Here is a 24,600-nt window from a genome sequence, read left to right as displayed (position 1 = left end):
TATTGGACTTTAGTTTGTCTAGCAACCTTATCCAGTTACTCTCAGCCTTATAGCTATTTCTTGTTCATCGGTGCAGCACTTTGCCTTAGACTTCCTTCAGATTCCACCTCACAGCGGACACCCTTGTCCTCGGCTCATGGTTCCGACTACTACGGCCCATAGTGGACTTTCACCACCTAGCTAATACCCATGCCGGGCGCACTAAGAAAAGCGTGAGCGCCCGGTTTTACCCGTACGCTCGCGCTAATCCCCACTACTTATCTTTGAGGAGCTGGTCAGCACATGCTAATGCCTTGCCACCGTATACCGTTGATGGGCCGCCACCCATCATGATGGCTACGTTGATGGTTTCAACGATTTCATCCCGCGTGGCACCTAGCTTAATGGCACCCTGCACGTGTTGAACAATGCAGCCCTCACAGCGAATCGTGATTGCAATAGCTAATGCTTCTAAGGCCTTGGTCTTGCTATTCTAAGGCCCCGGCCTTGATTGCCTCATCGTGGACGCTTAAGAAGGCCTTCCCCGTTGCTCCTGTGCTGGAAAAGAGGTTCTTATTGTTTGCCATTACTTCGGCTAATTCTTGCTTGTAATCAGTCATCTTTCAGCCATCCTTTCATGATCAACATCTAAACATCTGTTTAAATAATACTATATTGAAAGCGTTTTCTCAAGAAAGTGTTTAAAAAGGCCACGCCCAATTGCATGACCTTTTTAAATCTATTGTAGTGAATCCCAGGCCGTCAGTTCGACCGGTTCACTTGCGGCCAGTTTTTGCAGGTCAGCTGGTAGGTACTTCTTGTCAATTACTGCTTCGTAGGTGTATTCCTTAAACCAGTCCTGGGTCATCACGAAGTAACCATTGTCCCCGTTATCCTTGCCCCAGCTGTTTTCAATCTTCCACCGGCTTGGTTGACCGTTTTCCAGGTCAAAGCCGGTCAAGGTCATGGCGTGAGAAACCATTGCCTGCCGGGATTCCAGCCGGTCTTTCTTGTCCATCGTAAAGTCCACGTCCAAAAGTTCGGCCCGGTGGAAGAGCTGGGCATCCATTAAGCCCCGCTTCCGGTCCATCTGTTGGAGGACGTCATTACCAACCCAGACGGTTTCACCCGCCTTCAACTGCTTGATTGCGGCGTCCTGGAGGTTCTTAAACGGTACGTTCATAAACTTGATTGGCACCCCACCAACCACGCTATCCTGGGTTGGCATTGAGTAGACCTTGCCGTATTCGTGGTCCGGTGCGTTGGTAACCACCACGTAGTCGTTGAAGTTAGTGTCAAAGTACTGGTGGTAGAAGTCAAACGGTGTTAAACCGAGGACCCGGTGGAACTTCTTGTCGTCGTCTTTAAATTCCAGGTCAAACTTAACCGGTGGTTCACCAAAAGAGTAGGCAGCGACCTTGTAGACGTCGGCCATCATCGCTTCCTTCACCGCATCTAGATCCGCCTTCTTGGCACCGTCGTTAACCAGCCGGCGGAGTTTCAAGGCGTCCTTGCGCATCAGGTAGTTCATTACCTCGGCCACATCGGTCGTGTCCTTGGTATTGTGCGTGTCGGGCATGACGTATTCCGGGACGACCCCGTACTTTTCAACAATGGCAGCGGCGTTGGCCCACTGGCCACCATCGTTCAGGGCAAAACTAAGGTAGAAGTCGACCAGCCGATCATGGAGGGGCTTGTCCGCCGTCTCAATAATCTTTTGGAAAAACATGTTCGCCCGTTCAATCCGGTCCCAGAAGAAAAGGTAGTTTTGGGAAAGCTCGAAGTCCTTAAAGTTGTACTTCTTTGCAAACTTGTGCCGGAGGGTGTTCAGGGTCGCAAATGACCAGCAACGACCACTGTGCCGCTGGTTGCTCGGCTTCCCCGTCTTGATCTCATAGGAAAAAGCCCGGTGGAGGCGCTGGCTAGCGATTGGATCCTCACTGGCGTTTTTGATCCCGTTCTTTTGTACCGCCCGGGAGATGACTGCCACATCCTTGCGGGCGTGGAAAATTTTCTGGTATTTTTCAACCATTGCTGTTGTTAACTGGCTTTCTTTTGCCACAATAATCCCTTCTTAATTAAAACATTTACTACTATCATAGCGCATTTACGGTGGGGCAACATCAAAATTGATTCACTCGCCGTAGTGGTAGTCGCCGGTCCGGCCTTCCATCCCCCGGTAGCGGTCATCAGTCCGGAGGGGCCGAATTACCTTTGCCGGGTTACCAGCGGCGATGACGTTGGCGGGGATGTCATCAACCACCACGCTCCCCGCTCCAATGATACTGTTATCACCAATTGTAACCCCGCCGACCACGGTTACACTGGCACCAAACCAGACGTTATTGCCCACCGTAATGGGGCGTGATTCAACGTAGCCCGCCCGGCGGCCGACCGCGTCCTCAACATGGTTGGAGGTGTAAAAGCCGCACTTGGGGCCAATCTTGATCTCATCGCCAAACTTAATTGGTGCGCAGTCCATGAAGAAGCAATCGTAGTTGGCAAAGAAGTTGCGACCCAAATAGATATTGCGGCCAAACTCAACATGGAAGTTGGGCAGGACCGTGATCCCGTTCGCAGGTGTCTTAGCAAAGAGCGTCTTCAGCATCTTTATATCGGCCTTCCCCGTCCGGTTGTATTCAAAGTTGTACTGCCGGCACAGGTCGAGGGCCCAGTTACGGACCGCCGTAATTTCCGGAGCGACGTCATCGTAAGGTTCCCCCACGTTGACCGTCGCTAGGACCTTCTTGATTAGCTGTTCATCCATCGTAAATTCTCCTTTCTGCCCATTATATCATTGCGGGTTCCCCACCAAGTGTTTCTCCTTTGCTTACTTATCTTTAGTAAGCTAAAATGATGAACAAATTGACTAGGGAGGAATTTTCATGGAATTCAAGGAAGCTGTTAACTACCGCCAATCCATTCGTTACTTCACCGACCAGCAAATTGCCCCGGCCGACCTTAAAGAAATCGTCCAGCTCGCCCAGCGGACACCATCCTGGGCCAATTCCCAACCGTGGCAGGCTTACGTTGCCACCGGTCAGACCCTGGAGAAAATCAAGGCCCACCACCTGGCGGCTGCCCAGCAGGGCGTCAGTGGTAATTCTGACTTTCCGGTAGCCCACCGTAACCAGTGGGGGCAACCGGCTCAGGAAAACATGGCAAAGTGGGGACAGGATCTTCAGACATACCTTGGTGACCAAATGCCTCAAATGAGTGCTGCCCAGGCCCACCTCTTCAACGCTGCCGCCCTCGTCTACCTCGTTTTACCGCAGGACGCAACTGACTGGTCGATTTACGACCTCGGCGCTTTTGGCCAAACCCTGATGCTTGTGGCGGCCGACCGGAAGATTGATTCAATGCCCGCCTATGAGATTGTCCGCTACCCCGACGCAGTTCGCGAATTGATGGGGATCCCGGCTGACCAGCAGGTGGCAATGGGTATCGCCCTCGGTTACCGCGACCCGGCATACCGGATCAACGGCTTCCGGACTAAGCGGGCGGCCGAGTCAACAATTTTGACAATCAAGGACTAAGCAAGTTAAGTTGAATATAAAGGAGGAATTCTCATGAGTAAAGTATTTATCGCGGGTGGCTCTGGCCGGGTTGCAACTGACCTAATCAAGGACCTAGTAGCCGCCGGAAATACCGTTGTTGCGGGGGCCCGGCACCCTAAAAAAATCGTTGAGTTGGCTGGGGTCACCCCGGTCACCCTGGATCTCCATAGCGATGTCGCCAAGATTGCAACCCTGATGGCTGGTAGTGACGCAGTTTACTTTGTTGCCGGTTCCCGGGGCAAGGACCTTTTGCAGACTGATGCCATGGGCGCGGTCAAGACAATGCAGGCTGCCAAGCGTGCCGGCATTAAGCGCTACATCATGCTGAGCTCCATGTACGCCCTCCAGCCAGAAAAGTGGGCCGACTACTCGGCACTGGCTTCGATCACCGACTACAACATCGCCAAGTTCTTTGCCGACAACTACCTGATCAGCAACACCGCCCTGGACTACACGATCATCCAGCCAGCCTCACTGACTGAGGAAGCGGCCACCGGCAAGGTTAGCTTTGGAGAAGGGAACGACACCACGAACCCGATTCCGGACGTTGCTCGTGTCTTGGCCAGCGTACTGACGGCCGATAACACCATCGGCAAGGTCATCATGATGCGCAGCGGCCAGACACCAATTGAAGACGCGGTGGCTGCAGTGAAGTAGTAGATTAGTCTGTTAGTACTTTCTGACGCGTAATTAGCTTTTAAAACAATAAAGGACCGTCACACTCGACTTTTTCGAGCAATGGCGGTCCTTTATTGTTTCATGTGAAACACACTAATTAATTTGCCCACCCAGTGACATCATCTCAAGTAAGCTCTGGGCCGTGCTGGCACCCTCATTGCCCATCTTCAGGCCAGCCCGTTGCATTGCCTGCTCAATGTTATCGGTCGTCAGGATGCCAAAGGTTACCGGAACCTTCCCCTGGAGGTTCAGTTCCATAATCCCCCGGGCCACGTTTTGACAAATCAAGTCGTAGTGGTCGGTCTCACCCTTGATTACCGCCCCGAGGGTCATGATGCCATCAAATTCCCCCTTATCCAAGAGCTTCTTAACCGCAAAGGGAATCTCGAAGGCGCCCGGGACGTGGAAAACCGTCACCTGATCATCTGCCAGGCCAAACTTGGCGAGCGTGGCCACGGCCCCCGTAACCAGCTTACTCGTGACGGCGCCGTTGAAGTCGGCGACCACGATTCCCACGCGTGCGTTGCTTTGGTTAAACTTTCCCGTAATTTCTTCCATGATTATGCCTCCAAATCTAATAGGTGGTGAAACTTGTTCTTCTTCGTTACGAGGTAGCGGCGATCGTACTTATTTGCCCGAATTTCCAGTGGCAAGCGGTCATGAACCGTGATCCCCGCTGCTGTTAACTGGTCGATCTTATCCGGATTATTGGTCAGCAGGTCGATCTTTGTGATTCCCAACTGGCGTAGGATCTGCGCGGCCACCTTATACTGGCGCTCATCCGGTTTGAAGCCCAGTGCCGTGTTAGCCTCAACCGTGTCGTAGCCCTCTTCTTGGAGGTGGTACGCCCGCAGTTTATTCTCAAGGCCAATCCCGCGACCTTCCTGGCGAAGGTAAAGGACGACCCCGCGGCCAACCGCGTTAATCCGCCGCATGGCCTCGTGAAGTTGGGGTCCACAGTCACAACGCAAAGAGCCGAAGACATCCCCCGTGAAGCACTCGGAATGCAGGCGGACCAGCACCGGTTCGTCCCCGGAAATATTGCCCTTAATAAGGGCCAGATTATCCCCGGCAAAGTGACGGAGGCGGAAATCACCATACTCACTCGGTAGGTGGACCTCCTCAGTGGGCTGGCTAACCCGACTGCGCCGGTACTCCTGGAGGTCCTTGATGGTAATGATTGGCAGGCTGAACTCAGCCGCCTTCTCGTGAAGTTCCTTGGACCGGGCCATTTCCCCGTTGGCCTTTAGAATCTCGCAGATATAAGCAACCGGCTCCTCCCCGGCCAACTTGGCCAGGTCAACGGCCGCCTCCGTATGGCCGTTCCGTTCCAGTACCCCATTTTCCTTGGCAACCAGCGGGAAGATGTGGCCGGGCTTATAAAAGTCTGCGTTGGTGGCCTGCGGATCGGCCAAGTGGGTAATCGTCCGCCAGCGGTCAAAGGCGGAGATCCCGGTAGTCGTTGACTTGTGGTCCACACTAATGGTGAAGGCCGTGCCAAACGGGTCGGTGTTGTCCGCTGTCATCTGGCGCAGGGCCAGCCGCTCGGCAACCGCTGGCGCCATCGGGACGCACATCAGCCCCCGGGCATACTTGGTCATGAAGTTGACCTTCTCCGGGGTGGCCTTGCTTGCCAGCCCGATCATGTCCCCTTCGGCTTCCCGGTCTAGGTCATCCATTACAATTACCAAGCCACCCTTCTTGAGGTGGTCAATTGCAGCTTGAATCTTTTTAACGTCCATTATTGTGCCCCTTTCTGCAAATTTGCGGCAACGTACTTTCCTAAAATATCGGTTTCCATGTTGACCCGGCTGCCCACCCGGAGGTCATCCAGGTTGGTCACCGTCTGGGTGTGGGGAATCAGGCCGACGGAGAACCAGTCCGTGCCGGTGTCCATGACGGTCAGGCTCACCCCGTTGATAGCGACGCTCCCCTGGGGAACTACCTGGTTAGCCAGGCGGGCCGGCAGGGCGAAGCGGACCTCAATGGCGTTCTCGTTGGGCGTCACTGACTTAACCACCGTCACCTCATCGACATGGCCCGTCACGATGTGTCCTTCCAGACGGTCACCGACCTGCAGGGACCGCTCGAGGTTTACTAGGTCCCCGGGTTGGAGGTCCTTAAACGTCGTCTTCTCAAAGGTCTGGGGCATGAGGGTGACGTGAAAAAGCGTCCCCGTTTGCCCAACCACGGTTAGGCAGGTCCCGTTAACTGCGACCGAATCACCAATTGCTAACTCTTCTACTAGTGCCGGACTGGTCGGGGCGATTGTCAGCTCGATCGTTTCGCCCTGCTCCGCCAGCTTTTGGACCTTCCCGGTTCCCTGAACTAAGCCACTAAACATGTTCCTGCTTCCTTTCTGTGATCCTGATGTTATCTCCTAACAGCTCCACTTGCCGATCCACAAACGACCACGGGACCGGTGGGGTAAAGGCGGCGACCCCATTTTGCCCCAGCATCCGGAGATCAATGTAGGTGGTCACCTCTTCGACCAGGTCGGCCGCCGCAAAGGCCCGGTGAACCGTCGGGCCCCCTTCGACGTACAACGACTGGAGGCCCTCCTTGGCAACCGCCGCAACGACTTCTTTTACCCCGCCGGTGGGTAGGCAGAATACCCGGGCAGTGGTTGCGCTAAGTCGGTCAGCGAGGGTCGGGTCGGCCGTAAATACCCAGGTCGGTGCCAGGCCATCGTGGAGAAGTTTCAACTGGGGATGGTTGGCCAGCCGCCCCCGCCGGTCGAGGACAATCCGCACGGGCATAAAGGTCGGCTGTGGTTGGGGAACCAACGTCGGGTCATCAACAATCGCCGTGGTGCTGCCAATGACAATCCCCTGAAAGCGGGCCCGTTCCCGGTGGACCCGTTCATAGACCGCCCGGTTAGTGATCACCGTCCGCTGTCCCGGGCCCGCACTGACACGGTGGTCGAGGCTGATGGCCTGCTTAAGCGTGATCCAGGGACGGCCGTGGCGGAAAAAGAAGTTGTAGTGGGGATTCACCTGGGCGGCGGCCTGCTCACTGACCCCGGTCACGACCGTAATGCCGTGTTGGCGCAACTGAGCGATCCCCTTCCCCATCACCAGGGAGTGGGGGTCGGTCTCGGCAATGACCACCCGCTTAATTCCCCGGTCGATGATCAACTGGGTGCAGGGGGGCTGCTTGCCGTAGTGGTTGCAGGGTTCCAGGGTCACGTAAAGGGTGGCCCCCTGGGTCTGGGATGGCGTGAGTTTAGTCAGGGCATCCCGTTCTGCGTGGGGCCCACCAAAGGGCTGGGTATGCCCTGTTGCGAGAATCTCACCATCTTTGACCACTACGGCACCCACCTGGGGATTCTGCCAAGTGGCCGTCGCCTGTTTGGCTTGGTCAATGGCGATTTTCATAAAGTACTGGTCGTTGATTTCCATCACCCTCCAACAAAAAAGCGTCCCAAGATTTCTCCTGGGGCGCTAAGCTTTCACCTTTGACGGCACTGCGGGTAAAAATAAAACCCGGATAACAAAGATGTCATCCGGGGTCATTTTAAACTGGTAGTGTTGTACAGCGTTTTTCTTCTCCCATCCAGACTATACTGTCGGTACCAGACTTGCACTGGTTCAACCGCTGGTCACTGTCGACTAGCGGGTCACGGACTTCAAGTTGCCTTGTCACCGTCGGTTGGGAATTTCACCCGGCCCCGAAGAAAACTAACTTTCAATTTACCTATAGTGTACTTGCTCACTAACTTTTTGTAAAGGTTTTCTTTAACATTTAGGCTAAATTTGTTTATCCGCCGGGGACTAAATGTGCAGGGTCCCACTGGAATAGAGGACGGCGTGCCCAGCTAATTTGGTAACGGCCCCCTGGTAGTTGCAGTAGAGAATACCACCCCGCGGGGAGGCCTGGTAGGCCACAAAATGGTCCTTCCCCAGTTTCTTGGCCCAGTATGGAATGATGTGGCAGTGACCACTCCCGCAGACGGTGTCCTCGGCCACCGCTAGCTTGGGGGCAAAGGACCGGGAAACACAGTCGTAGTCGCTTCCCTGGGTAGTGACGTTTTGCAAAAGGCCCGGCAAGCGCTGAAGCTTTTCCTGGTCGGGGTTCATCTGCCGGACTAGCTGTTCATCATCGAAAACGCAGAGGAGGTCCCGCCCCAGGTAGGCTTCCTTCGGCTGGGCTCCAAAGGCCGCCGTCATTTCAGCCGTCACCGCGATTGGCTTCAGGTCGTAGGACGGGAAGGCCATCTCGTACTTGTTCCCCACCTTCGTTACTGTCAGATCACCGCTCTTGGTGGTCGTGAAGGTAATCGTCGCGGTCGATGTGGGAGCCGCCGTTTGAAAAATGATGAAGGCCGTGGCCAGGGTGGCGTGCCCGCAGAGGTCAATCTCGCCGCCCGGGGTGAACCAGCGAAGGAGGTAGTGATGGTCGTCCTGCCTGATGGTGAAGGCCGTCTCGGAGAAGCGGTTCTCCATGGCAATCTTTCTCATCAGGTCATCGCTAGGCCACTGGTCGACAAAGCACACGGCCGCCGGGTTACCCTTGAACAGCTCCTTGGTAAAGGCGTCCGCAATATACATTTTCATCATCATAACCGCCACCTTATCGTAGTTTGTCCCCCATTATAGGGACGCTTCAGGCGGCAATTCAACATCTTTTTGAAAATTAACATCTGGTGCGCCCCCTCGTTGCCCGATAACTCGTTTTATCATTATTCTCATCCCTTCAACGGTGAATACTTTTGCCAAAGGGAATGGCCTTATAAATTAATATTTACTTGCTTGTTAGTGCGTTAGGTCCCTTGTTCGCTACCGTAAATCAAATACTTGTATTTTCACCGATTCGCAGTAATATGACTCTAGTAAATATGACAAAGAGGACTGAATAGTGCAAAACCTAACCTTGAAAAAGGCCATTGCAGGAGTAGCAGTGATTTTGCTGGTGCTGCTTTTGGGCATTCACCTGCACCAGCGAAACCACTTTAACCGCAACGTCACCATTAACCACGTTGCGGTTGGCGGCTTAACCGTCCAACAGGCCTATGATAAAGTCAGTAAGACGAAGCGAACGTCGAAGATTTACGTGAAGCAAAAGCTCGTCTACGTCGGGAAGCCAACCCAGTCTGGCTTTACCGCCAGCGATAAGGGACGGATCGTCAAGGCACTCCATGAGCAGTACACCTTCTTCCCGTCCCGGCGGCGGGTCAACCTGATTGTTGAGCCGGCAAATCTTGATAAGTCGGCACTTGGTGACATCGACGCGGCCGTAAATAACCGGCTCCAGCAGCTCAACAGCGGCCGGCGGGCACCCCACGATGCCTACGCCGTCTACCAGGATGGCAAGGTGAAAGTCATCCCCGCCGTCAAGGGCACCCAGTACAGTGACCAGGGGTTAAACAGGACCGTTAGCCGGGAATTTGTCAACGGGACTGTCCACCTGAAGCCGAAGTTCATCACGCCCCTCAGCGCGAACAGTGCGACTGTGCAAAATGAGAAAAAGCAGCTGGCCAAGCTGGAGGGCCGGAGCGTGACCTACCGGGTGCAAAACAAGGACTACCGGTTCACCACGGCTGAGGTTGTGTCCAAAGCCACCTACCAAAATGGTCATTACAGCTTTAATACGGGGCCGGTCAAGGCCAAGATTAACCAGATTAACCGCAAGCAGGCTACTTTGGGGAGGGCCTTCAAGTTCAAGACGGCTTCCGGAAAGGTGGTCACCACCACGAATGCCGGAACTTACGGCTGGAAGATCAGCAGTAAGCAGGCCGGTCAGTCATTGGCAAGTGCCCTGGGTGCTAACAAGAAGCAGGTCAACGCCGAAAACGATATTTACGGCAAGGGCTACAGCCATCTTGGGACGGGGTACAACAATATCAGCAACGACGGTATTGGAAAAACCTACGTCGCGGTTTCCCTCGCCAAACAACACGCCTGGTTCTACAAGAATGGCAAGTGCGTTTTGAGTACCGACATCGTCAGCGGGAGCAACAACGCCGGCAACCGGACGCCCAAGGGGGTATGGTACATCATGTACCAGCAAAGTCCATCGGTCCTGCGGGGCACCAACGATGATGGGTCCAAGTACAGCAGTCCGGTCCAGTACTGGTCGCCGTTTACCCTCTCTGGTTGTGGTTTCCACGATGCCAGTTGGCGGCATGACTGGTCGAAAACGGCCTACAAGGAAACCGGCGGTGGTTCACACGGCTGCATTAACATGCACCCCGAAAACGCCGGAATCGGTTTCCACGCCCTCTCCAAGGGTGAACCAGTGATTATTTACTAAATAAGTTAATACGGGAGCGTGACAGAAGTCATTTATGACTTCGTTTTCACGCCCCCGCGAGCGCAAATAGGGCTCCAGAGTTCGGTTATACCGGACACTGGAGCCCATTTGCGTACCGCGCTGTTCGTATTTGAACTTGGTAAAAGTACTTATGTCACAGCCCCGTTTTTTGTGGTTTGCCAAAAAGTATAAAAAAGTATAAAATGAAATTAAAAGTATAAAAAAGTATAAAAATAACGGAGGGTGGACAAATGAAGAATCCTTTTAACCCTAGTTTTGGCCGGGTCCCTAAAATTTACCTGGATCGTGAACAAACTGTCCACCAGCTAGAGGAGGACATTCAAGATGTTGATAGTCCCTACCTGACAACCCTTATTTACGGAATGCGGGGGTCTGGCAAAACCACCCTGTTAACAGATATTAGTCACGATATTCGGAAACGGGCGGACTGGATCGTTGTTGACTTAACAATGGGGGATGCCCTAATTCCGACACTAATTGAGTTGGTTTATAAGCAGGCGGATAGTACCCTTAAGAACTTATTGAAGAGCATCGATGGTATCAGCGTCAGCGCAGCGGGGGTCCTTAAAATCGCCTACCAACGGAACCAAGCTAGTGTGACTAACTCGCCGCACCAGCCCCTGCTAGAATCATTAGCCGAAACGTTGCAGCAGCGAAAGCTAAAACTCCTAATTACTATCGATGAAATTAGCTCGACACCGGCGTTACGCGAATTCGCAGCCATTTACCAGATCCTTTTACGGAATGAGTACCACATTGCCCTACTAATGGCAGGACTGCCAAGTAAGGTATCGGAACTGCAAAACGATGATGTCTTGACCTTCTTGCTGCGGAGTCAGCGAATATATCTGGAGCCACTAAGCCTTTTGACAATCAAGAACAGCTACCGGCAAGCCTTTAGTCGCGGTAAGCGAGAAATTGATGAGCATACATTGAACTTCATTACCAAGATTACCAATGGCTATGCCTACGCCTTCCAGTTACTCGGCTTTCTCCTGTGGCGGACAGGAAAATCGCTGATCGACCAGGCAACGGTTGACCAGGTACTAGCTGATTACAAAGCTGAGTTGTTTAGAAACGTTTATTTAAAGATGTACCAGGAGCTCTCCCCCGTTGACCGTAAGTTTGTCCTCACGATGGCCGAACTTGGCGGAAACACTGTGAAGACATCCGTAATCGGCACGCGGATGAACAAGTCTAAAAACTATATTTCAATCTACCGACGGCGACTCCTCGATGACCAGCTAATTACAGCACCGTCCTGGGGCGAGTTGTCCTTCACCCTTCCCTTCTTCGCTGAATTTGTCATCGAATACCATGATCTTTACTAAAGAAATTGGCCGGCTAATGAGCTATTAGATGGTTCATTAACCGGCCATTTATATTAAAAGTTATCGTTGGCGGTATATCTGGGGACTAATGCCAGTGTATTTGCGAAAAACCGTACTAAAGTAGGAAGGCGAAGAGAAGTGGAGATTAGCCGCAATCTCGCTACTACTCCACTTACTAGTTTTTAATAATCGTTTGGCTGTCTGGATCTTCGTCTGGTTAATGTAATCAGTAATTGAACAGCCGACTTGACGGTTAAATTCATGTGACAGGTAGTAGTAGGAATAACCACTTACGGCCGTTAATGACTTCAGGTCAATTTTATTCCGAACACTTATGTCAATAAACTCTTTGCAAGCAGCAACGGGTGGTGTTAACCTGTGGTGCTTATTTTTCAACTGGTAAACACGGGTAACATAATCACTGAGAAGTGTATTCCCCAAAGCTTGCAGTGATGCACGGTCATGGAGGTTTATGCACTCTTCAGCATAACGATCAGCTACTGTATAAATAATTGTCGACGGCACGCCTCCAGCTATTGCCGCCCGACTACAGATAAAATTCAATGTAAGAATGCTGAGCCGTGCCTGGCATAAAGTGCCCATTTTGGTTTTCACACCGTTTGAGATTTGGGAACTACTGCTAAGGACACTTTGATAGTTAACTTTCCCTTGCTTAACACAATTAAAAATGGCAGTTTCTGCTAGGTATGCATCCTGGTGAGCGCTTAACTGGTGAATAGTTTCCATTTCCGCCGTTTTATTAGTCGGTGTGCTCAAAATCATAATTTGGCTTTGTGCAACAACCTGGCAGTCGACCTGGTAAAAACATTCACGGGCAATACTAAAGAGTTGGTTTAACGGTACCGCATTAAAACACTTAATAAGCGCCGTTAGTTGTTGGCTGGTCAGATGCTTACCTGTTAATTGAGTAATTACTGCCGTAATTTGGTGAACCTGCCTCTCTCCAATAGCGATTGGGCCATATACACTAACATCTGGTGACTGCTTATGTGGGCACACAATCCAAAAGAATTGCTCATGATCCTCATATAAGAACGGCAGTGCATGCGTATACTGCTTTATTCCACCTAAGATACCATAGCGGCCAGTAAATAACGGTAATAAGTCGTTTGCAGACTGGTTATTGATATTATAATCCATCAACCGGTCGTCTGAACTAAAGCGCCAATAGAACATCCCGTAGCAGCCTAAAATCATTTGGTTGAATGACGGTCGCATAAACTCAACTCCTCAAACTATGATCAAAATAATTTTAAGCAATATTCTAATATAAACAGCAAGATTATGATATATTAAGCGGTCATATTTTTCTAATATATAGTTGCTAGAGTTGTACAAGACATATCGAACGAAGGGAACGAATGACAATGCGACATATTAAGAGAATTAATGCCGACTGGGAATTCTCTAAGGATAGGGATTTTAAAAATTTTCGACAGGTTAACCTACCACATACTTGGAATGCTAAGGATGGTCAAGATGGTGGCAACGATTATTACCGTGGCTATGGTTACTATCGTAAGAAAATAGATATTAAGAAACAGGAGGGAACTGAATATTGGCTGCAATTTGATGCTGTTGCGCAGCGCGCCAGGATTTTCATTAATAATCAGCAAGTCGGTCATCATGATGGTGGTTATTCGGCTTTTCGCCTTAATATCACTGACGCCATTCACAATGGTGAGAACACTATCAAAGTCATTGTGGATAACCTGCCTAATCAGACAGTTTATCCACAAAAGGCTGACTTTACTTTCTTTGGTGGAATTACCCGGAGCGTTCATTTAATCAGGGTCAGTCAGGCTCATTTTGCGTTAGGCCACTATGGCGACTCCGGAATTAAAATTACCCCTCGTTTTGCGAGCGACCAATCAACAGAAGCCAAAGTCGAAGCTGAAATTAAAACAGAGGGGACGGCTAACGGAACAACAATCACAATGCAGGTGGGTAACCTTGTCACTACCGGCATAATCAATGATAACCATGCTTACCTCACGATGATGATCAAAGACGTCCATCGTTGGGATGGCGTCAATGATCCATACTTGTACCACGCCTTGTTTACACTGGGGACTGATGATGACCAGCTATTAATCTCATTTGGCTGTCGTACCTATCACTTTGATCCCAATAAGGGCTTTATTTTAAATGGCCACCCTTACCAAATTGTCGGGGCTGCAAAACATGAAGACTATTGGGGGGTCGGTGCAGCTGTTACCGAGGAGATGGAAGACCAGGATAATCGCTTATTGTTGGACATGGGTGGTAACGCTTGGCGGCTAGCCCACTACCAACATTCAGATTACGAGTATCAAACTGCTGACCAGCTAGGTATTCTCGTTTGGGCAGAGATTCCCCAGATTACAACCTATATGAAGTCCGGTGACCAAAACGCCGCACAACAATTGCAGGAGCTAGTTTGTCAAAATTGGAATCATGCTTCCATTATTTGTTGGACTTTATCAAATGAGATTACAACTTCGACCGGGGTTACACCAAATCTACTGGCCTGTCATCGCCGGTTAAATGACTTAGCTCACCAACTAGACGACAGTCGACTTACTTGTATTGCAAACGTCTTTATGCTGGAGCCAGACTCAGAGTTATTGAGCATTCCTGATATTCGTACCTATAACTTGTACTACGGCTGGTACGTTCCTGGTATTAACCAAAATGAGGAATTCTTAGAGAAGTTTCATACCGACCATCCAGATATGATGATTGGCCTATCCGAATATGGTGCCGATAATAACCCTGCTTACCATTCTGAACATCCTGACCAAGGTGACTACACAGAAGAATATGCTGCTCAATACCATGAACACATGTTGAAAGTATGGGCAGCACGGCCGTGGCTAGCAATGCTATTTCCGTGGACGCTAGCCGACTTCGCGGCAGACGGGCGCGAAGAAGGTGGTAAACCAGGGCAGAATCAAAAGGGCCTGGTAACAATTGATCGCAACATTAAGAAGGACTCTTACTATATCTACAAGGCATATTTAAGCAAGCAACCGTTCGTCCATATCTGTGGACATCACTATACTAAGCGACCACACCACACAACTATCAAAGTCTACAGCAACCAAGTAGAAGTTAGCTTAACAATTAATGGTCACCGATTAGCCAAGCAAAAGGGACAGCATGTTTTTACTTTTCCCGTAGATCTTCAAGGCAAATCAACGGTTACTGCAAGTGCAGGTAATTACCACGATACAATTACCATTACTGCAACCGACCAACCCGTTCCCGAGTATAGCAATGGGACCAGTGGTTCAGTCACCAATTGGTTTGATAAGGATCCCATCAATCCAAACTATTATTCCATTAACGATAGTATTAATGATTTAAAAAAGAATCCACAGGCTGCTGCAATTTATCAAGAGATTTTGGTAAAGGCTACCAGCTCTTTTGGTGACGTAGCAAAGGCGTCTAAAATGCCACCAGCAATGGAAAAAAAGATGAATGCAATCTCGTTAGCTAAACAGTTAAAGATGGTCGCCCGTGCGTTTAAACCGGGTGAAATTGAACAATACAACCGTGAATTGCAGCAGATTAAAAAGACAGACGAACGAGGGAGTAAGCAGAACTAGCTTGCTAGTTCGTTTTTCAACGCGAAGCAAGTCTTTAGAAAGCCCCTTCGTATACTTATTTCTTGTATTTTTTCGGCTCTAAATATTAGTTCCCGGATGGTGCAAAGGTGCTGTTGACCCGATCATTGTTTTCCGGTGCCGACACCTCGCTGTATGGCTGGGTGGTCCCTTCATCCCAGGTGACTGACCCGTCGTAGTGGACGAACGCCTTCTGGTCCATGTCAGACCGGGTCACTTCAAAGCCCCCTGATACTGGAACGGCGTGATAGAGGCTGTCATCCGCAGCCATCGCATGGGCAACAAGACTCGCTGCATCGTCCGCGGTATTGATCACGTGCTGCTCACTGGACGCACTGGCAGAGCTACTCTGGCGCTCGCTACTTGCTGACTGGTCGCTGGCCTGGCGTTGGGCCCGTCGATGGTGGTGACTCACCTGACTTGTCTTTACACTACTCGAGGCGGCCGATTCACCGTGGTGATTATTACCACAACCGGCTAATCCCAGACCTAACACAACCATTGAAAGCAAATAGCTGATTTCTTCATTCAAATCTCCTTTTTATCTATAAAACGCTTTACCATGTAAACTAATATATAGTTATCTATAATACAATAAAATAGTTTAACCGCTTTCATCCATCTGGCCAAATCGGTTAAACTAAGGATAACAACTTGAAAGGAGTTTTATCCATGGCACTCCATGATCAACAAATTTATAATCCAGACGACCCAGAAATCTTGAAAAAGCAAGCGGCGGCCCAGTTGCCAATGTACGAATATAACCGCACCCTGCCCACCGAGGGTAATAAGCGCCAACGCCTGTTGAAGGAAATGCTTGGTAAAGTGGGTGAAGGCTGCTTTATTGAACCACCCTTTCACGCTAACTTTGGTGGTAAACACGTCATGTTTGGTGACCACATCTATGCTAACTTCAACCTGACCGTGGTTGACGATACCTACATCTATATCGGTAGCCACACCATGATTGGCCCCAATGTCACCCTGGCATCAGCCAACCACCCAATTCTGCCGGAATTACGGGAAAAGGGTTATCAGTATAATCTGCCGATCCACATTGGTAAAAACTGCTGGCTTGGGGCCGGCGTCATTGTCGTTCCCGGCGTAACCATTGGTGATAACACCGTGGTCGGGGCCGGCGCCGTCGTCACCAAGGACCTGCCTGCTAATGTAGTGGCCGTTGGGGTTCCGGCCAAGGTTGTCCGCCCAATTAGTGACCACGACCGTAAGTATTACCATGGCCAGATGAGGACCGATCCCAAGCTGCTGTCATAATAGAAAGGAGGCTGAATTTCGTCAGCCCCGCCAAGCCCGAGGCCCTGCTCTTCACCTTTCGGACCCATCACACTAACCATTCGAGATCAACAATACCAAGTCGAGCTGATGAACGTCTGCCTGCTGTCCAGCCCGAAGAATAAGGGTGACTACCTGTCAGAAATCCATTACTTCAAGGCCAAATCAGTGCTTTAAATCAGTTATCGGTCAAAATCTGCTAATTTTGCACTGAAAAGGAACATCATAATCAGCAAACACTCCATGTTCAGATCCCTGGTTAAAGATTTAACTGATTGACATCCGTTTCCACTTTCTTTCAAACAATTGTCAATGCTCCTATTTTACAACACGCCGGTCTGACAAATCGTAATTTCTTTGCTCCGGCGCGGTTTCGCCGTATAATTAAACTATCCTAAAAATAAGAAGTGAACTTTTTAATGACAGAAAATAAACGACTCTATGACGTCTTTCAGCCTGACCATTACGATGTCTACCTCGACATCGACCGGGCCAAGAGGACAATTGCTGGGACGACCACCATTGATGGGCACGCCAGCAAACCAGTAATTAAGATCAACCAGAAGTTTCTCCACATCGCCAACGTCACCGTGGACCAAAAGCAGGTGCCGTTTACCGTCAAGGACAACGAGGAAGCAGTCGAAATCACCCTGCCCGCTGCTGGCGACGTTAAGCTGAGTATCGACTACACCGCACCGCTGACCGACACGATGATGGGAATCTACCCATCATATTACAAGGTTAACGGCGAACAGAAGCAAATTATCGGAACCCAGTTTGAAACAACCGCGGCCCGGCAAGCCTTCCCGTGTGTCGACGAGCCGGCCGCTAAGGCCACCTTCTCCCTGGCCATCAAGTTTGATGAACACCCTGGGGAAACAATCATCGCCAATATGCCAGAGAACCATGTTAAAGATGGCATCCACTACTTTGACCAGACCGTTAAAATGTCAACTTACTTGGTTGCCTTTGCCTTTGGTGAGCTGCAAAGCAAGATGACAGAAACCAAGTCCGGCGTTAAGGTCGGGGTCTTTGCAACTAAGGCCCACCAAGCAAAGGAACTCGACTTCGCCCTTGGGATTGCGAAGAAGGCCATCGAATTCTACGAAGACTTCTACCATACTCCGTACCCGTTGCCGCATTCCTGGCAACTGGCCCTGCCAGACTTCTCAGCCGGGGCCATGGAAAACTGGGGGTTGGTAACCTACCGTGAAGCCTACCTCCTCTTGGACCCTGATAACACCGCTCTCGACATGAAGCAGCTCGTGGCCACCGTCATCACCCACGAACTAGCCCACCAGTGGTTCGGTGACCTGGTAACGATGAAGTGGTGGGACGACCTGTGGCTCAACGAAAGCTTTGCCAACATGATGGAATACGTCTCCGTTGACGCCATCCACCCCGAATGGAAGATTTGGGAATTGTTCCAAACCTCCGAAGCTCCTATGGCCCTGCAACGGGACGCAACTGATGGGGTCCAGCCCGTCCACGTTGAGGTTAACAATCCGGCCGAAATTGACTCAATTTTCGACCCAGCGATTGTTTACGCCAAGGGTTCCCGGATGCTGGTCATGGTTCGGGCCCTGCTCGGTGACGATGCCCTGCGTGCCGGCTTGAAGAATTATTTTGCCGCCCACAAGTACAACAACGCAGCTGGTAACGACCTCTGGCAGGCCCTCGGCGACGCATCCGGTCTGAATATCGGCGAAATTATGAAATCATGGCTAGAGCAACCGGGTTACCCCGTCGTTTCTGCCACGGTCAACGACCAGGGACAACTGGTTCTTAGCCAGAAACAGTTCTTTATCGGTGACGGTAAGGACAAAGGCCGAACCTGGCAGATTCCGTTGAACAGCAACTACGACGCGGCCCCACAAATTATGGCGGATAAGGAAGTCGTCCTCGGTGACTACGCGACCCTGCAGAAGCAAGCGGGCCAGCCGTTCCGTCTCAATGTCGGCAACAACTCCCACTTCATCGTTAAGTATGATGATCAGCTGTTGAAGGATATCCTTGACCACGCCACTGACCTGGACAGCATCAGTCAACGACAGCTCCTCCAAGACCTGCGCCTACTTGCGGAAGGGCAACAGATTTCTTACGCCAACCTGATTCCACTGCTGACCCGGTTTGCTGGCAGTCATTCGGCAATCGTTAACGCTGAACTCTACCACATCGCCAACAGTCTCAAGATGTTTGTTAAACCTGGTTCGAGTGAAGAAGCCCAGCTGAAGAAGTTCTTCAACCAATTGAGTAAGGACCAGGTTGCCCGGCTCGGTTGGCTACCTAAGGCGGGTGAAAGCAACGACGACCAGCTGGTACGGCCATACGTGCTCAACGCGGCCCTCTATGCCCACAACGAAGACGCAATCAAGGCGGCCCACCAGATTTTCCTTGATAACCAGGATAAACTTGGTGCCTTGTCCGCTGATATCCGGGGACTGGTCCTAAAGAGTGAGGTTCAAAACTACGGTAGTCGCGACCTCTTCGATAAGCTACTTGCCGCCTACCAGCAAACTGCGGACCCAAGTTACAAGGCTGACTTGCGGATGGCAATTCCAACCACGACCGACCTTGAACTGATCAAGCTGATCATCGGTCACTACAAGGATGCCCAGGTAATTAAGCCCCAGGACCTCCGTGCATGGTACCGCGGAGTTCTGGCCAACGATGCCGGTCAAGAAGCAGCTTGGGATTGGCTGCGCAACGAATGGCAGTGGCTGGATGACACGGTCGGTGGCGACATGGAGTTTGCCTCCTACATCACCGTTTCCGCTGGTATCTTCCACACCCCACAGCGGTTGGCTGAATTCAAGGAATTCTTCGAACCAAAGATCAATACGCCGGGCCTGACCCGGGAGATCACGATGGACATCCGGATCATTGAGAGCAAGGTTGCCCTGGTGGAAAAGGAAGCTGACGCCTTAAACGCGGCAATTGCGGACTAACATTGTAAATAACTGTTAAAGCAAAGAATCCAGGATGGCAAAAATGTCATCCTGGATTCTTTTGTGTTTCATGTGAAACAATGTAAAATTAATCCGCCATCAAATCATCAATAATTGCCTTAACCGGCCGGATCTCATGAATGCTGGTAATCCCGGTTCCCAGCGAAACGTAACCCTGGTCCCAGTCACCATCGACCATCCCCCGCTTCAAGCCGTACAGGCCGCCCATGACCTTGCCGATTTCGTCCCGGCTAACTCCCTGGTCGCTTAACTCTTGGAGGTGGTCAGCAAACGGTCCCGGCAAGGACCGGTAATAAGCCGGCTTGGTCCGGAACAGTAACAGTTCATCGGCGGTTGAATTAACAATTGCCTGCTTGACCTTGGCCGCCGTCCGGTTTTCTTCACTGGCAATGAAGACACTGCCACAGTATACCCCTTCGGCGCCAAGGGCCAGGGCCGCCTTGACTGCCCGCCGGTCGGTGATTCCACCTGCAGCCAACACCGGTGTGTGGTCAACCGCATCTACGATCATCCGGACGATTGAGAAAGTACCGACTACTTGCTTAGGGAGGGTGCCCCCTTCGTCAAAGCCAGTTTCGACGATTACGTCAGCGCCGTTTTCCTCGGCCGCCCGGGCATTGCTTGCCGTTGGGTTCTGGGCCCGGTAAATAATCTTAATGTCATGATCCTTCAGCATTTGGAAGATTTCGGGATAAACCTCACTCCCCGTGTAAACAGCGGCCGGAACGCCCTCTTCAATCATCATCTTGATCAAGGGCTTGGTGTGGCCATCATTTCCACCATTTGCCGGAATAATGTTAACCGCAAACGTTCCCGCTGTCAGCTTCTTAACCTTCCGCACCTCATTGCGCATCCGTTCCACCGTCATGGCATGGCGCTTAACCGGGTCCGGATCCCTGAATCGTTCGTTTTGCCCCGCTGCTGGTCCCAGCGTGCCGAGGCCTCCGGCATTCGTGACCGCCGCCACGAATTTGGCATTGGTCAGCCAGGCCAGTGGGCCCTGAATAATTGGGTACTTAATGTTTAATGCTTTACATACACGATTCATAATTGAACAGCTCCTTCTTGATTAATCGTTAATAAGTCTCTTGGTTGAGCTAGCCGAAGATCGGCTGCCGCAATCTTTTCAGGGTCACTGGCACCGTACTCCGCCCCGGCAAACCTAATACCAGCCGCATGAGCCGCCGCCAAGTCAGTTGACATGTCACCAACGTAAACCGCGGTCGTCGGGTCCGCGCCGAGCCGGTCCAGCGCTTTAAGGATTGGCGCCGGCGATGGCTTGTGGGCCGTTGTGTCATCTGCCGTGACCACGACCGCAAAATTCTCGGCAAACGGGTACTGATCCTGAAAATATCGCTGGTACTCCGCCCGCGTCTTGGAAGTGACGATTGCTAACTTAGTGCCCGCCTTGGCTGCCAGTTGGCTGATGGTTGCGGGAATCCCCGGTAGGACCCTTACCTGGTCAAAATGCTGGTAGGACCGGTTAATCCATTCCTCGTTGATCGTATCAATTTCTTCTGCGGGGACACCAAGTTTCTTTAGGGCGTCCACCGCCGCGATTCCGTACAGGTCCCTTTCCACCTTTGCCGGATCAGGGAAATGGTAGCCATGGTCTTCTAGTGTTTCCACCAGGGCCGGCATATACATTGCAAAGGTGTCAATCAACGTTCCATCAATATCGAAAATATAGTTGTTAACCGTCATTTTACTTTCCCCCTATGCAAATGAAGTAGCAACACTCCCGGCAACGATTAGCAAGATACCGAGGATGGTGTATTTCAGTTCCCGCTTACTCTTGTGCTCGTGCAGGATAATAATTCCCCCAAAAGTGGCAATAACCACGTTCAACTGGGTCCAAATGAAAGCCGACGTGTTGCCGTTCGCCTGGGCAGAGAAGATGTAGGCAAAGCCGGCAATCCCCCAGGCCAGACCACCGAGGATATTTAGGTACTGGGCTCGTTGGGTAAATGCCTTTCGGTCGGTAAAGAAACCGTAAATCAGGGCGCCAAGAAGGATTCCCAGCATCTCAGGGAGGAAAATCCCGGTCCCACTCTGTTCCTTAATGATTGCAATGTTGGGGAAGGAAGAATATACCCAAAAACCAATCGTTGTGCACAGCAGGAAGATAACGTCACGGGCAGTGATGCTTTGCCCCTTTTGGTCACTCACCGAAGTAAACAGGGCCCCAATCACAAAGACAATCAGGGCCGCAATCCCGATAACCTTTGACCGGGCCCCCGCCCAGTCGCCAAACATCGTCATCCCAATGATTGAATTACCAATTAATTGGAAGACCGTTGACAGGGGAACCGTGTTGGCCACCCCAATCCGCTTGAACGAAATAAATTGACCAATCTGGCCAATCGTCCACAGGGCCCCACATAAAATTGCCAAAGCAAAGGCAGTTAAACTAACAGTGGGCCGGGTAAAAGCGAAAGCCAGCAGGCCAATGATTGATGCTCCGGCACCGATTCCGAAGATCTGGTTAACCGGTGAGCCACCAACCTTTCCCGTAATAATTGGCATTGACCCCCAACCGAGGGCGGGAATTAGTGCAATTAAAATGTTCATTACTAGCACTCCTTTGTTGTTTTAATTCTCTTCAGCAATTAAAATAACTTAGGAAACCTGTTTCCGTCAAGAGAAATGGAGAAAAAAATGACGACAATTTATGACATCGCTAAAAAAGTGGGTTGCGCACCCTCAACTGTCTCAAAATACATCACCAAACACGGCTACGTGAGCCAGGCAATGGGCAAAAAAATTGCCACAGCCATGCAAGACCTCAACTACCACTACAATGGAATTGCCCGGGCCCTCAGTACGAGCACCAGCAACCGGATTGGGATCGTCGTGCCCTTCTTGGACCACCCCTACTTCCAAGGACTAGTTAACGCCATCAGTGAGGCCCTTGCCAAGGCGGGCAAGGAGGTGGTGATCTTTCCTACCCGGTACGCAATTGCCAGTGAGCAACGGGCCCTCAGTGAGTTGGTCCACCACCTGATTGACGGCCTCATCATCACCTCACACGCCCTTCCCCGCCACGAAATCAATAAGTACCAGGTCTACGGCACAATCGTCTTTTGCGAATCCAGCACTGACCCCACAGTTAAGTCGGTAAATATTGACCGGACCACCGCAATGATCGACCTCTTCTCGGCCCTCAAGAAGCGGCGGTTAACCCGGCTGGGGTTTTTCTTTATCCGCCGCCCGGAAAACAGCATCACTACGACGGAAACCCTCGCCGCATACCACCAGGTCTTCAACTGCCACCCCGCTCCTGACTTTATCCGCTACCACTGCCGTAATTTTGCGGATGGTCAAAAGGCAACCAGGCAAATGTTGGCTGCCCAGCCCGCCATCCAGGCAATCCTCACGGAAAGTGACATCAGCGCTGCCGGGGCCCAACAAGAAATCACCAGGCAGGATAAGGATATTCAGGTCGTTGGCCAGGGCAACTACCTATTAAGTAGCCTGCTCAACTTTTCTTCCATTGACCAGCACCTACCTGAAATCGGCCAGCAGGCGGTCGACCTGGTTTTGGGTCAGGCAGCCGACCCGCAGAAGGTCATTAAATTTAACTTTATCGACCGAATTTAAAAAAGGGGCTTGCTAGGAAACCGATTTCCGCGAGTATAACTTAAATCGTAAGGTTAAGCGCTTACAATTCATGCTATATTTGGAGGTCGACATTATGATTAAAGAATTTGCTTCCCCATCCTCATACGTTCAAGGCAAGGGTGTTTTACTCAACAGTGACCCATATTTGAAGAACTTTGGTAAGAAACCCCTCCTGGTAACCGATGATGATGTTTACAAGATTGTTGGTAAGAAGCTAGAGGACTACCTGACCGCAAATGGTTACCAGGTCGACCTGGTTAAGTTTAATGGTGAGTCCTCAACCAACGAGATTGACCGGATCTCGGCAATTGGTAAAAAGGACAACGTCAGCGTTGTTTACGGTCTTGGTGGCGGGAAGACCAGTGATTCCGCTAAGGCAGTTGCCGACAACCTGGGCCTCCCCGTTGTTATCATGCCAACTCTGGCCTCAGCTGACGCTCCATGTTCCCGGCTTTCCGTTATCTACAAGGATGACGGTAGCTTTGACCACTACCGTTTTTACTCCCACAACCCTGACCTGGTTTTGGTGGACAGCCAGGTAATTGCCGGCGCCCCTGCTAAGCTGCTTATTTCCGGGATTGCCGATGCCCTGGCTACCAACGTTGAAGCCCAAGCCGTTGCCCAGGCTGGTGCTGACACGATGCTGAACGAAGGTCAGACGTTGGTTGGCAATGCCATTGCCCAAAAGTGTGAGGATACCCTCTTCAAGTACGCCCACATTGCCGTCGCTGATGTTAAGCACCACGCTTTCACGAGCGCCCTGGAAAAGGTTATCGAGGCCAACACGCTAATGAGTGGTCTCGGCTTCGAAAGTGGTGGCCTTTCTGGTGCCCACGCGATCCACGATGGTTTGACGGCCCTGGAAGAAACCCATGCATTGTCACACGGTCAAAAGGTGGCGTACGGTACCCTAACCCAACTGATGCTGGAAGGTACTGACCAAAAGCGCTACAACAAGTACTTTGAACTGATCCTTTCGCTGGGCTTACCAACTACCCTTGCTGATCTAGGCCTCGCTGATGCTGGTGATGACAAGCTCCTGGTTGCCGCTAAGGCCGCCTGCTCAGAAAATGACACCATCAGCCGGCTGCCATTCAAGGTCACTCCTGATGACGTTGCCCAAGCCTTCCGGGCGGTTGATGCCTACACCAAGGACTACCTGGCAAGCCACAAATAAGTAGTAATAAGTGCCAATAATACCTTCTAAAAAAACGCAATCGAGTAGGAGGTAATTGATTAGTTCAATTACCGACCTCTCACACCACCGTAC

General features: G+C 51.1%; 23 protein-coding genes and 1 riboswitch. Of the genes, 9 read left to right on the top strand and 14 right to left on the bottom strand.

The features are described 5' to 3' along the window. Positions 1-253: 253 nt before the first annotated feature. The 4 genes from FD32_RS10190 to FD32_RS02945 all read right to left on the bottom strand — a co-directional run bounded on the left by FD32_RS10190 (position 254) and on the right by FD32_RS02945 (position 2,746). Complete coding sequence (locus tag FD32_RS10190; RefSeq protein WP_235803745.1) at positions 254-409, bottom strand: carboxymuconolactone decarboxylase family protein; 156 nt, start codon at positions 407-409, stop codon at positions 254-256. Between the two features lie 58 nt (positions 410-467). Beyond that, positions 468-599 carry a hypothetical protein gene (locus FD32_RS10405; protein WP_268872408.1) on the bottom strand — a complete coding sequence of 44 codons (132 nt, stop codon included), beginning with the start codon at positions 597-599 and terminating at the stop codon, positions 468-470. 119 nt (positions 600-718) lie between these two features. Next, on the bottom strand, positions 719-2,011 hold the full coding sequence (locus FD32_RS02950) for a C1 family peptidase (RefSeq protein WP_082611616.1): 1,293 nt from the start codon (positions 2,009-2,011) through the stop codon (positions 719-721). A 102-nt stretch (positions 2,012-2,113) separates the two neighbouring features. After that, entirely contained in the window at positions 2,114-2,746 is a 633-nt protein-coding gene (locus tag FD32_RS02945) for a sugar O-acetyltransferase (protein WP_047769945.1), read from the bottom strand. A gap of 118 nt (positions 2,747-2,864) precedes the next feature. On the opposite strand from FD32_RS02945, the gene FD32_RS02940 reads away from it, so the two are divergent. After that, positions 2,865-3,515: a nitroreductase gene (locus FD32_RS02940; RefSeq protein ID WP_047769943.1), complete on the top strand. Its 651-nt coding sequence runs from the start codon at positions 2,865-2,867 to the stop codon at positions 3,513-3,515. A gap of 33 nt (positions 3,516-3,548) precedes the next feature. Next, positions 3,549-4,193, top strand: coding sequence for an NAD(P)H-binding protein (locus FD32_RS02935; protein ID WP_056962100.1), 645 nt, complete (start codon positions 3,549-3,551; stop codon positions 4,191-4,193). Positions 4,194-4,307: 114 nt separating this feature from the next. On the opposite strand, the gene ribH is transcribed toward FD32_RS02935, so the two are convergent. The 5 genes from ribH to FD32_RS02910 form a co-directional block, all read right to left on the bottom strand. Continuing rightward, complete coding sequence (gene ribH, locus FD32_RS02930; protein WP_047769939.1) at positions 4,308-4,772, bottom strand: 6,7-dimethyl-8-ribityllumazine synthase; 465 nt, start codon at positions 4,770-4,772, stop codon at positions 4,308-4,310. A 2-nt stretch (positions 4,773-4,774) separates the two neighbouring features. Continuing rightward, positions 4,775-5,956: a bifunctional 3,4-dihydroxy-2-butanone-4-phosphate synthase/GTP cyclohydrolase II gene (locus FD32_RS02925; protein WP_047769937.1), complete on the bottom strand. Its 1,182-nt coding sequence runs from the start codon at positions 5,954-5,956 to the stop codon at positions 4,775-4,777. Further along, positions 5,956-6,558 carry a riboflavin synthase gene (locus tag FD32_RS02920; RefSeq protein ID WP_047769934.1) on the bottom strand — a complete coding sequence of 201 codons (603 nt, stop codon included), beginning with the start codon at positions 6,556-6,558 and terminating at the stop codon, positions 5,956-5,958. The genes FD32_RS02925 and FD32_RS02920 overlap by 1 nt, the downstream gene beginning before the upstream one ends. Then, complete coding sequence (gene ribD / locus FD32_RS02915) at positions 6,551-7,609, bottom strand: bifunctional diaminohydroxyphosphoribosylaminopyrimidine deaminase/5-amino-6-(5-phosphoribosylamino)uracil reductase RibD (RefSeq protein ID WP_056962102.1); 1,059 nt, start codon at positions 7,607-7,609, stop codon at positions 6,551-6,553. The genes FD32_RS02920 and ribD overlap by 8 nt, the downstream gene beginning before the upstream one ends. Positions 7,610-7,753: 144 nt before the next feature. Next, a riboswitch (FMN riboswitch) is annotated at positions 7,754-7,896 on the bottom strand. Between the two features lie 91 nt (positions 7,897-7,987). Then, positions 7,988-8,770: a PhzF family phenazine biosynthesis protein gene (locus FD32_RS02910; protein WP_047768452.1), complete on the bottom strand. Its 783-nt coding sequence runs from the start codon at positions 8,768-8,770 to the stop codon at positions 7,988-7,990. A 301-nt stretch (positions 8,771-9,071) separates the two neighbouring features. Between FD32_RS02910 and FD32_RS02905 the strand changes: the two genes are divergently transcribed. Together FD32_RS02905 and FD32_RS02900 are read left to right on the top strand one after the other, a co-directional pair. After that, positions 9,072-10,466, top strand: coding sequence for a L,D-transpeptidase family protein (locus FD32_RS02905; protein ID WP_047768449.1), 1,395 nt, complete (start codon positions 9,072-9,074; stop codon positions 10,464-10,466). A gap of 251 nt (positions 10,467-10,717) precedes the next feature. Beyond that, the gene (locus tag FD32_RS02900; RefSeq protein WP_047768447.1) at positions 10,718-11,818 is read left to right on the top strand and encodes a P-loop NTPase fold protein; all 1,101 of its coding nucleotides are present in this window, start codon (positions 10,718-10,720) and stop codon (positions 11,816-11,818) included. A gap of 60 nt (positions 11,819-11,878) precedes the next feature. Here the strand turns inward: FD32_RS02900 and FD32_RS02895 are convergent, their stop codons facing one another. Next, positions 11,879-13,057 (bottom strand): helix-turn-helix transcriptional regulator, encoded by a 1,179-nt coding sequence (locus tag FD32_RS02895; RefSeq protein WP_047768446.1) that lies wholly within the window; start codon positions 13,055-13,057, stop codon positions 11,879-11,881. Positions 13,058-13,200: 143 nt separating this feature from the next. On the opposite strand from FD32_RS02895, the gene FD32_RS02890 reads away from it, so the two are divergent. Continuing rightward, positions 13,201-15,429 (top strand): glycoside hydrolase family 2 protein, encoded by a 2,229-nt coding sequence (locus tag FD32_RS02890; protein ID WP_082126054.1) that lies wholly within the window; start codon positions 13,201-13,203, stop codon positions 15,427-15,429. An 85-nt stretch (positions 15,430-15,514) separates the two neighbouring features. Here the strand turns inward: FD32_RS02890 and FD32_RS02885 are convergent, their stop codons facing one another. Then, a complete protein-coding gene (locus FD32_RS02885) occupies positions 15,515-15,979 on the bottom strand; it encodes a hypothetical protein (RefSeq protein WP_152666517.1) in 465 nt (154 codons plus the stop codon). Between the two features lie 140 nt (positions 15,980-16,119). Between FD32_RS02885 and FD32_RS02880 the strand changes: the two genes are divergently transcribed. Together FD32_RS02880 and FD32_RS02875 are read left to right on the top strand one after the other, a co-directional pair. Next, positions 16,120-16,722: a sugar O-acetyltransferase gene (locus tag FD32_RS02880; RefSeq protein ID WP_047768442.1), complete on the top strand. Its 603-nt coding sequence runs from the start codon at positions 16,120-16,122 to the stop codon at positions 16,720-16,722. A 437-nt stretch (positions 16,723-17,159) separates the two neighbouring features. Beyond that, on the top strand, positions 17,160-19,688 hold the full coding sequence (locus FD32_RS02875; RefSeq protein ID WP_047768440.1) for a M1 family metallopeptidase: 2,529 nt from the start codon (positions 17,160-17,162) through the stop codon (positions 19,686-19,688). Between the two features lie 88 nt (positions 19,689-19,776). Here the strand turns inward: FD32_RS02875 and FD32_RS02870 are convergent, their stop codons facing one another. Genes FD32_RS02870 through FD32_RS02860 form a run of 3 tightly spaced genes read right to left on the bottom strand, consistent with a single transcriptional unit; the run spans position 19,777 to position 22,280 of the window. Continuing rightward, positions 19,777-20,757, bottom strand: a complete 981-nt coding sequence (locus tag FD32_RS02870) for an NAD(P)H-dependent flavin oxidoreductase (protein ID WP_047768438.1) — start codon at positions 20,755-20,757, stop codon at positions 19,777-19,779. Further along, the gene (locus tag FD32_RS02865) at positions 20,754-21,413 is read right to left on the bottom strand and encodes an HAD family hydrolase (RefSeq protein WP_047768435.1); all 660 of its coding nucleotides are present in this window, start codon (positions 21,411-21,413) and stop codon (positions 20,754-20,756) included. The genes FD32_RS02870 and FD32_RS02865 overlap by 4 nt, the downstream gene beginning before the upstream one ends. 12 nt (positions 21,414-21,425) lie before the next feature. Next, positions 21,426-22,280 (bottom strand): GRP family sugar transporter, encoded by an 855-nt coding sequence (locus tag FD32_RS02860; protein ID WP_047768434.1) that lies wholly within the window; start codon positions 22,278-22,280, stop codon positions 21,426-21,428. A gap of 87 nt (positions 22,281-22,367) precedes the next feature. Here FD32_RS02860 and FD32_RS02855 point away from each other — a divergent pair, with 87 nt between their 5' ends. Then, on the top strand, positions 22,368-23,309 hold the full coding sequence (locus FD32_RS02855) for a LacI family DNA-binding transcriptional regulator (protein ID WP_047768432.1): 942 nt from the start codon (positions 22,368-22,370) through the stop codon (positions 23,307-23,309). A 94-nt stretch (positions 23,310-23,403) separates the two neighbouring features. Continuing rightward, positions 23,404-24,507 (top strand): glycerol dehydrogenase, encoded by a 1,104-nt coding sequence (locus FD32_RS02850; protein ID WP_047768430.1) that lies wholly within the window; start codon positions 23,404-23,406, stop codon positions 24,505-24,507. The last annotated feature ends 93 nt before the right edge of the window (positions 24,508-24,600 follow it).

Source organism: Limosilactobacillus panis DSM 6035 (genome assembly GCF_001435935.1).
Taxonomy (GTDB): Bacteria; Bacillota; Bacilli; order Lactobacillales; family Lactobacillaceae; genus Limosilactobacillus; species Limosilactobacillus panis.
This window is presented reverse-complemented; position numbering and strand designations above follow the sequence as displayed.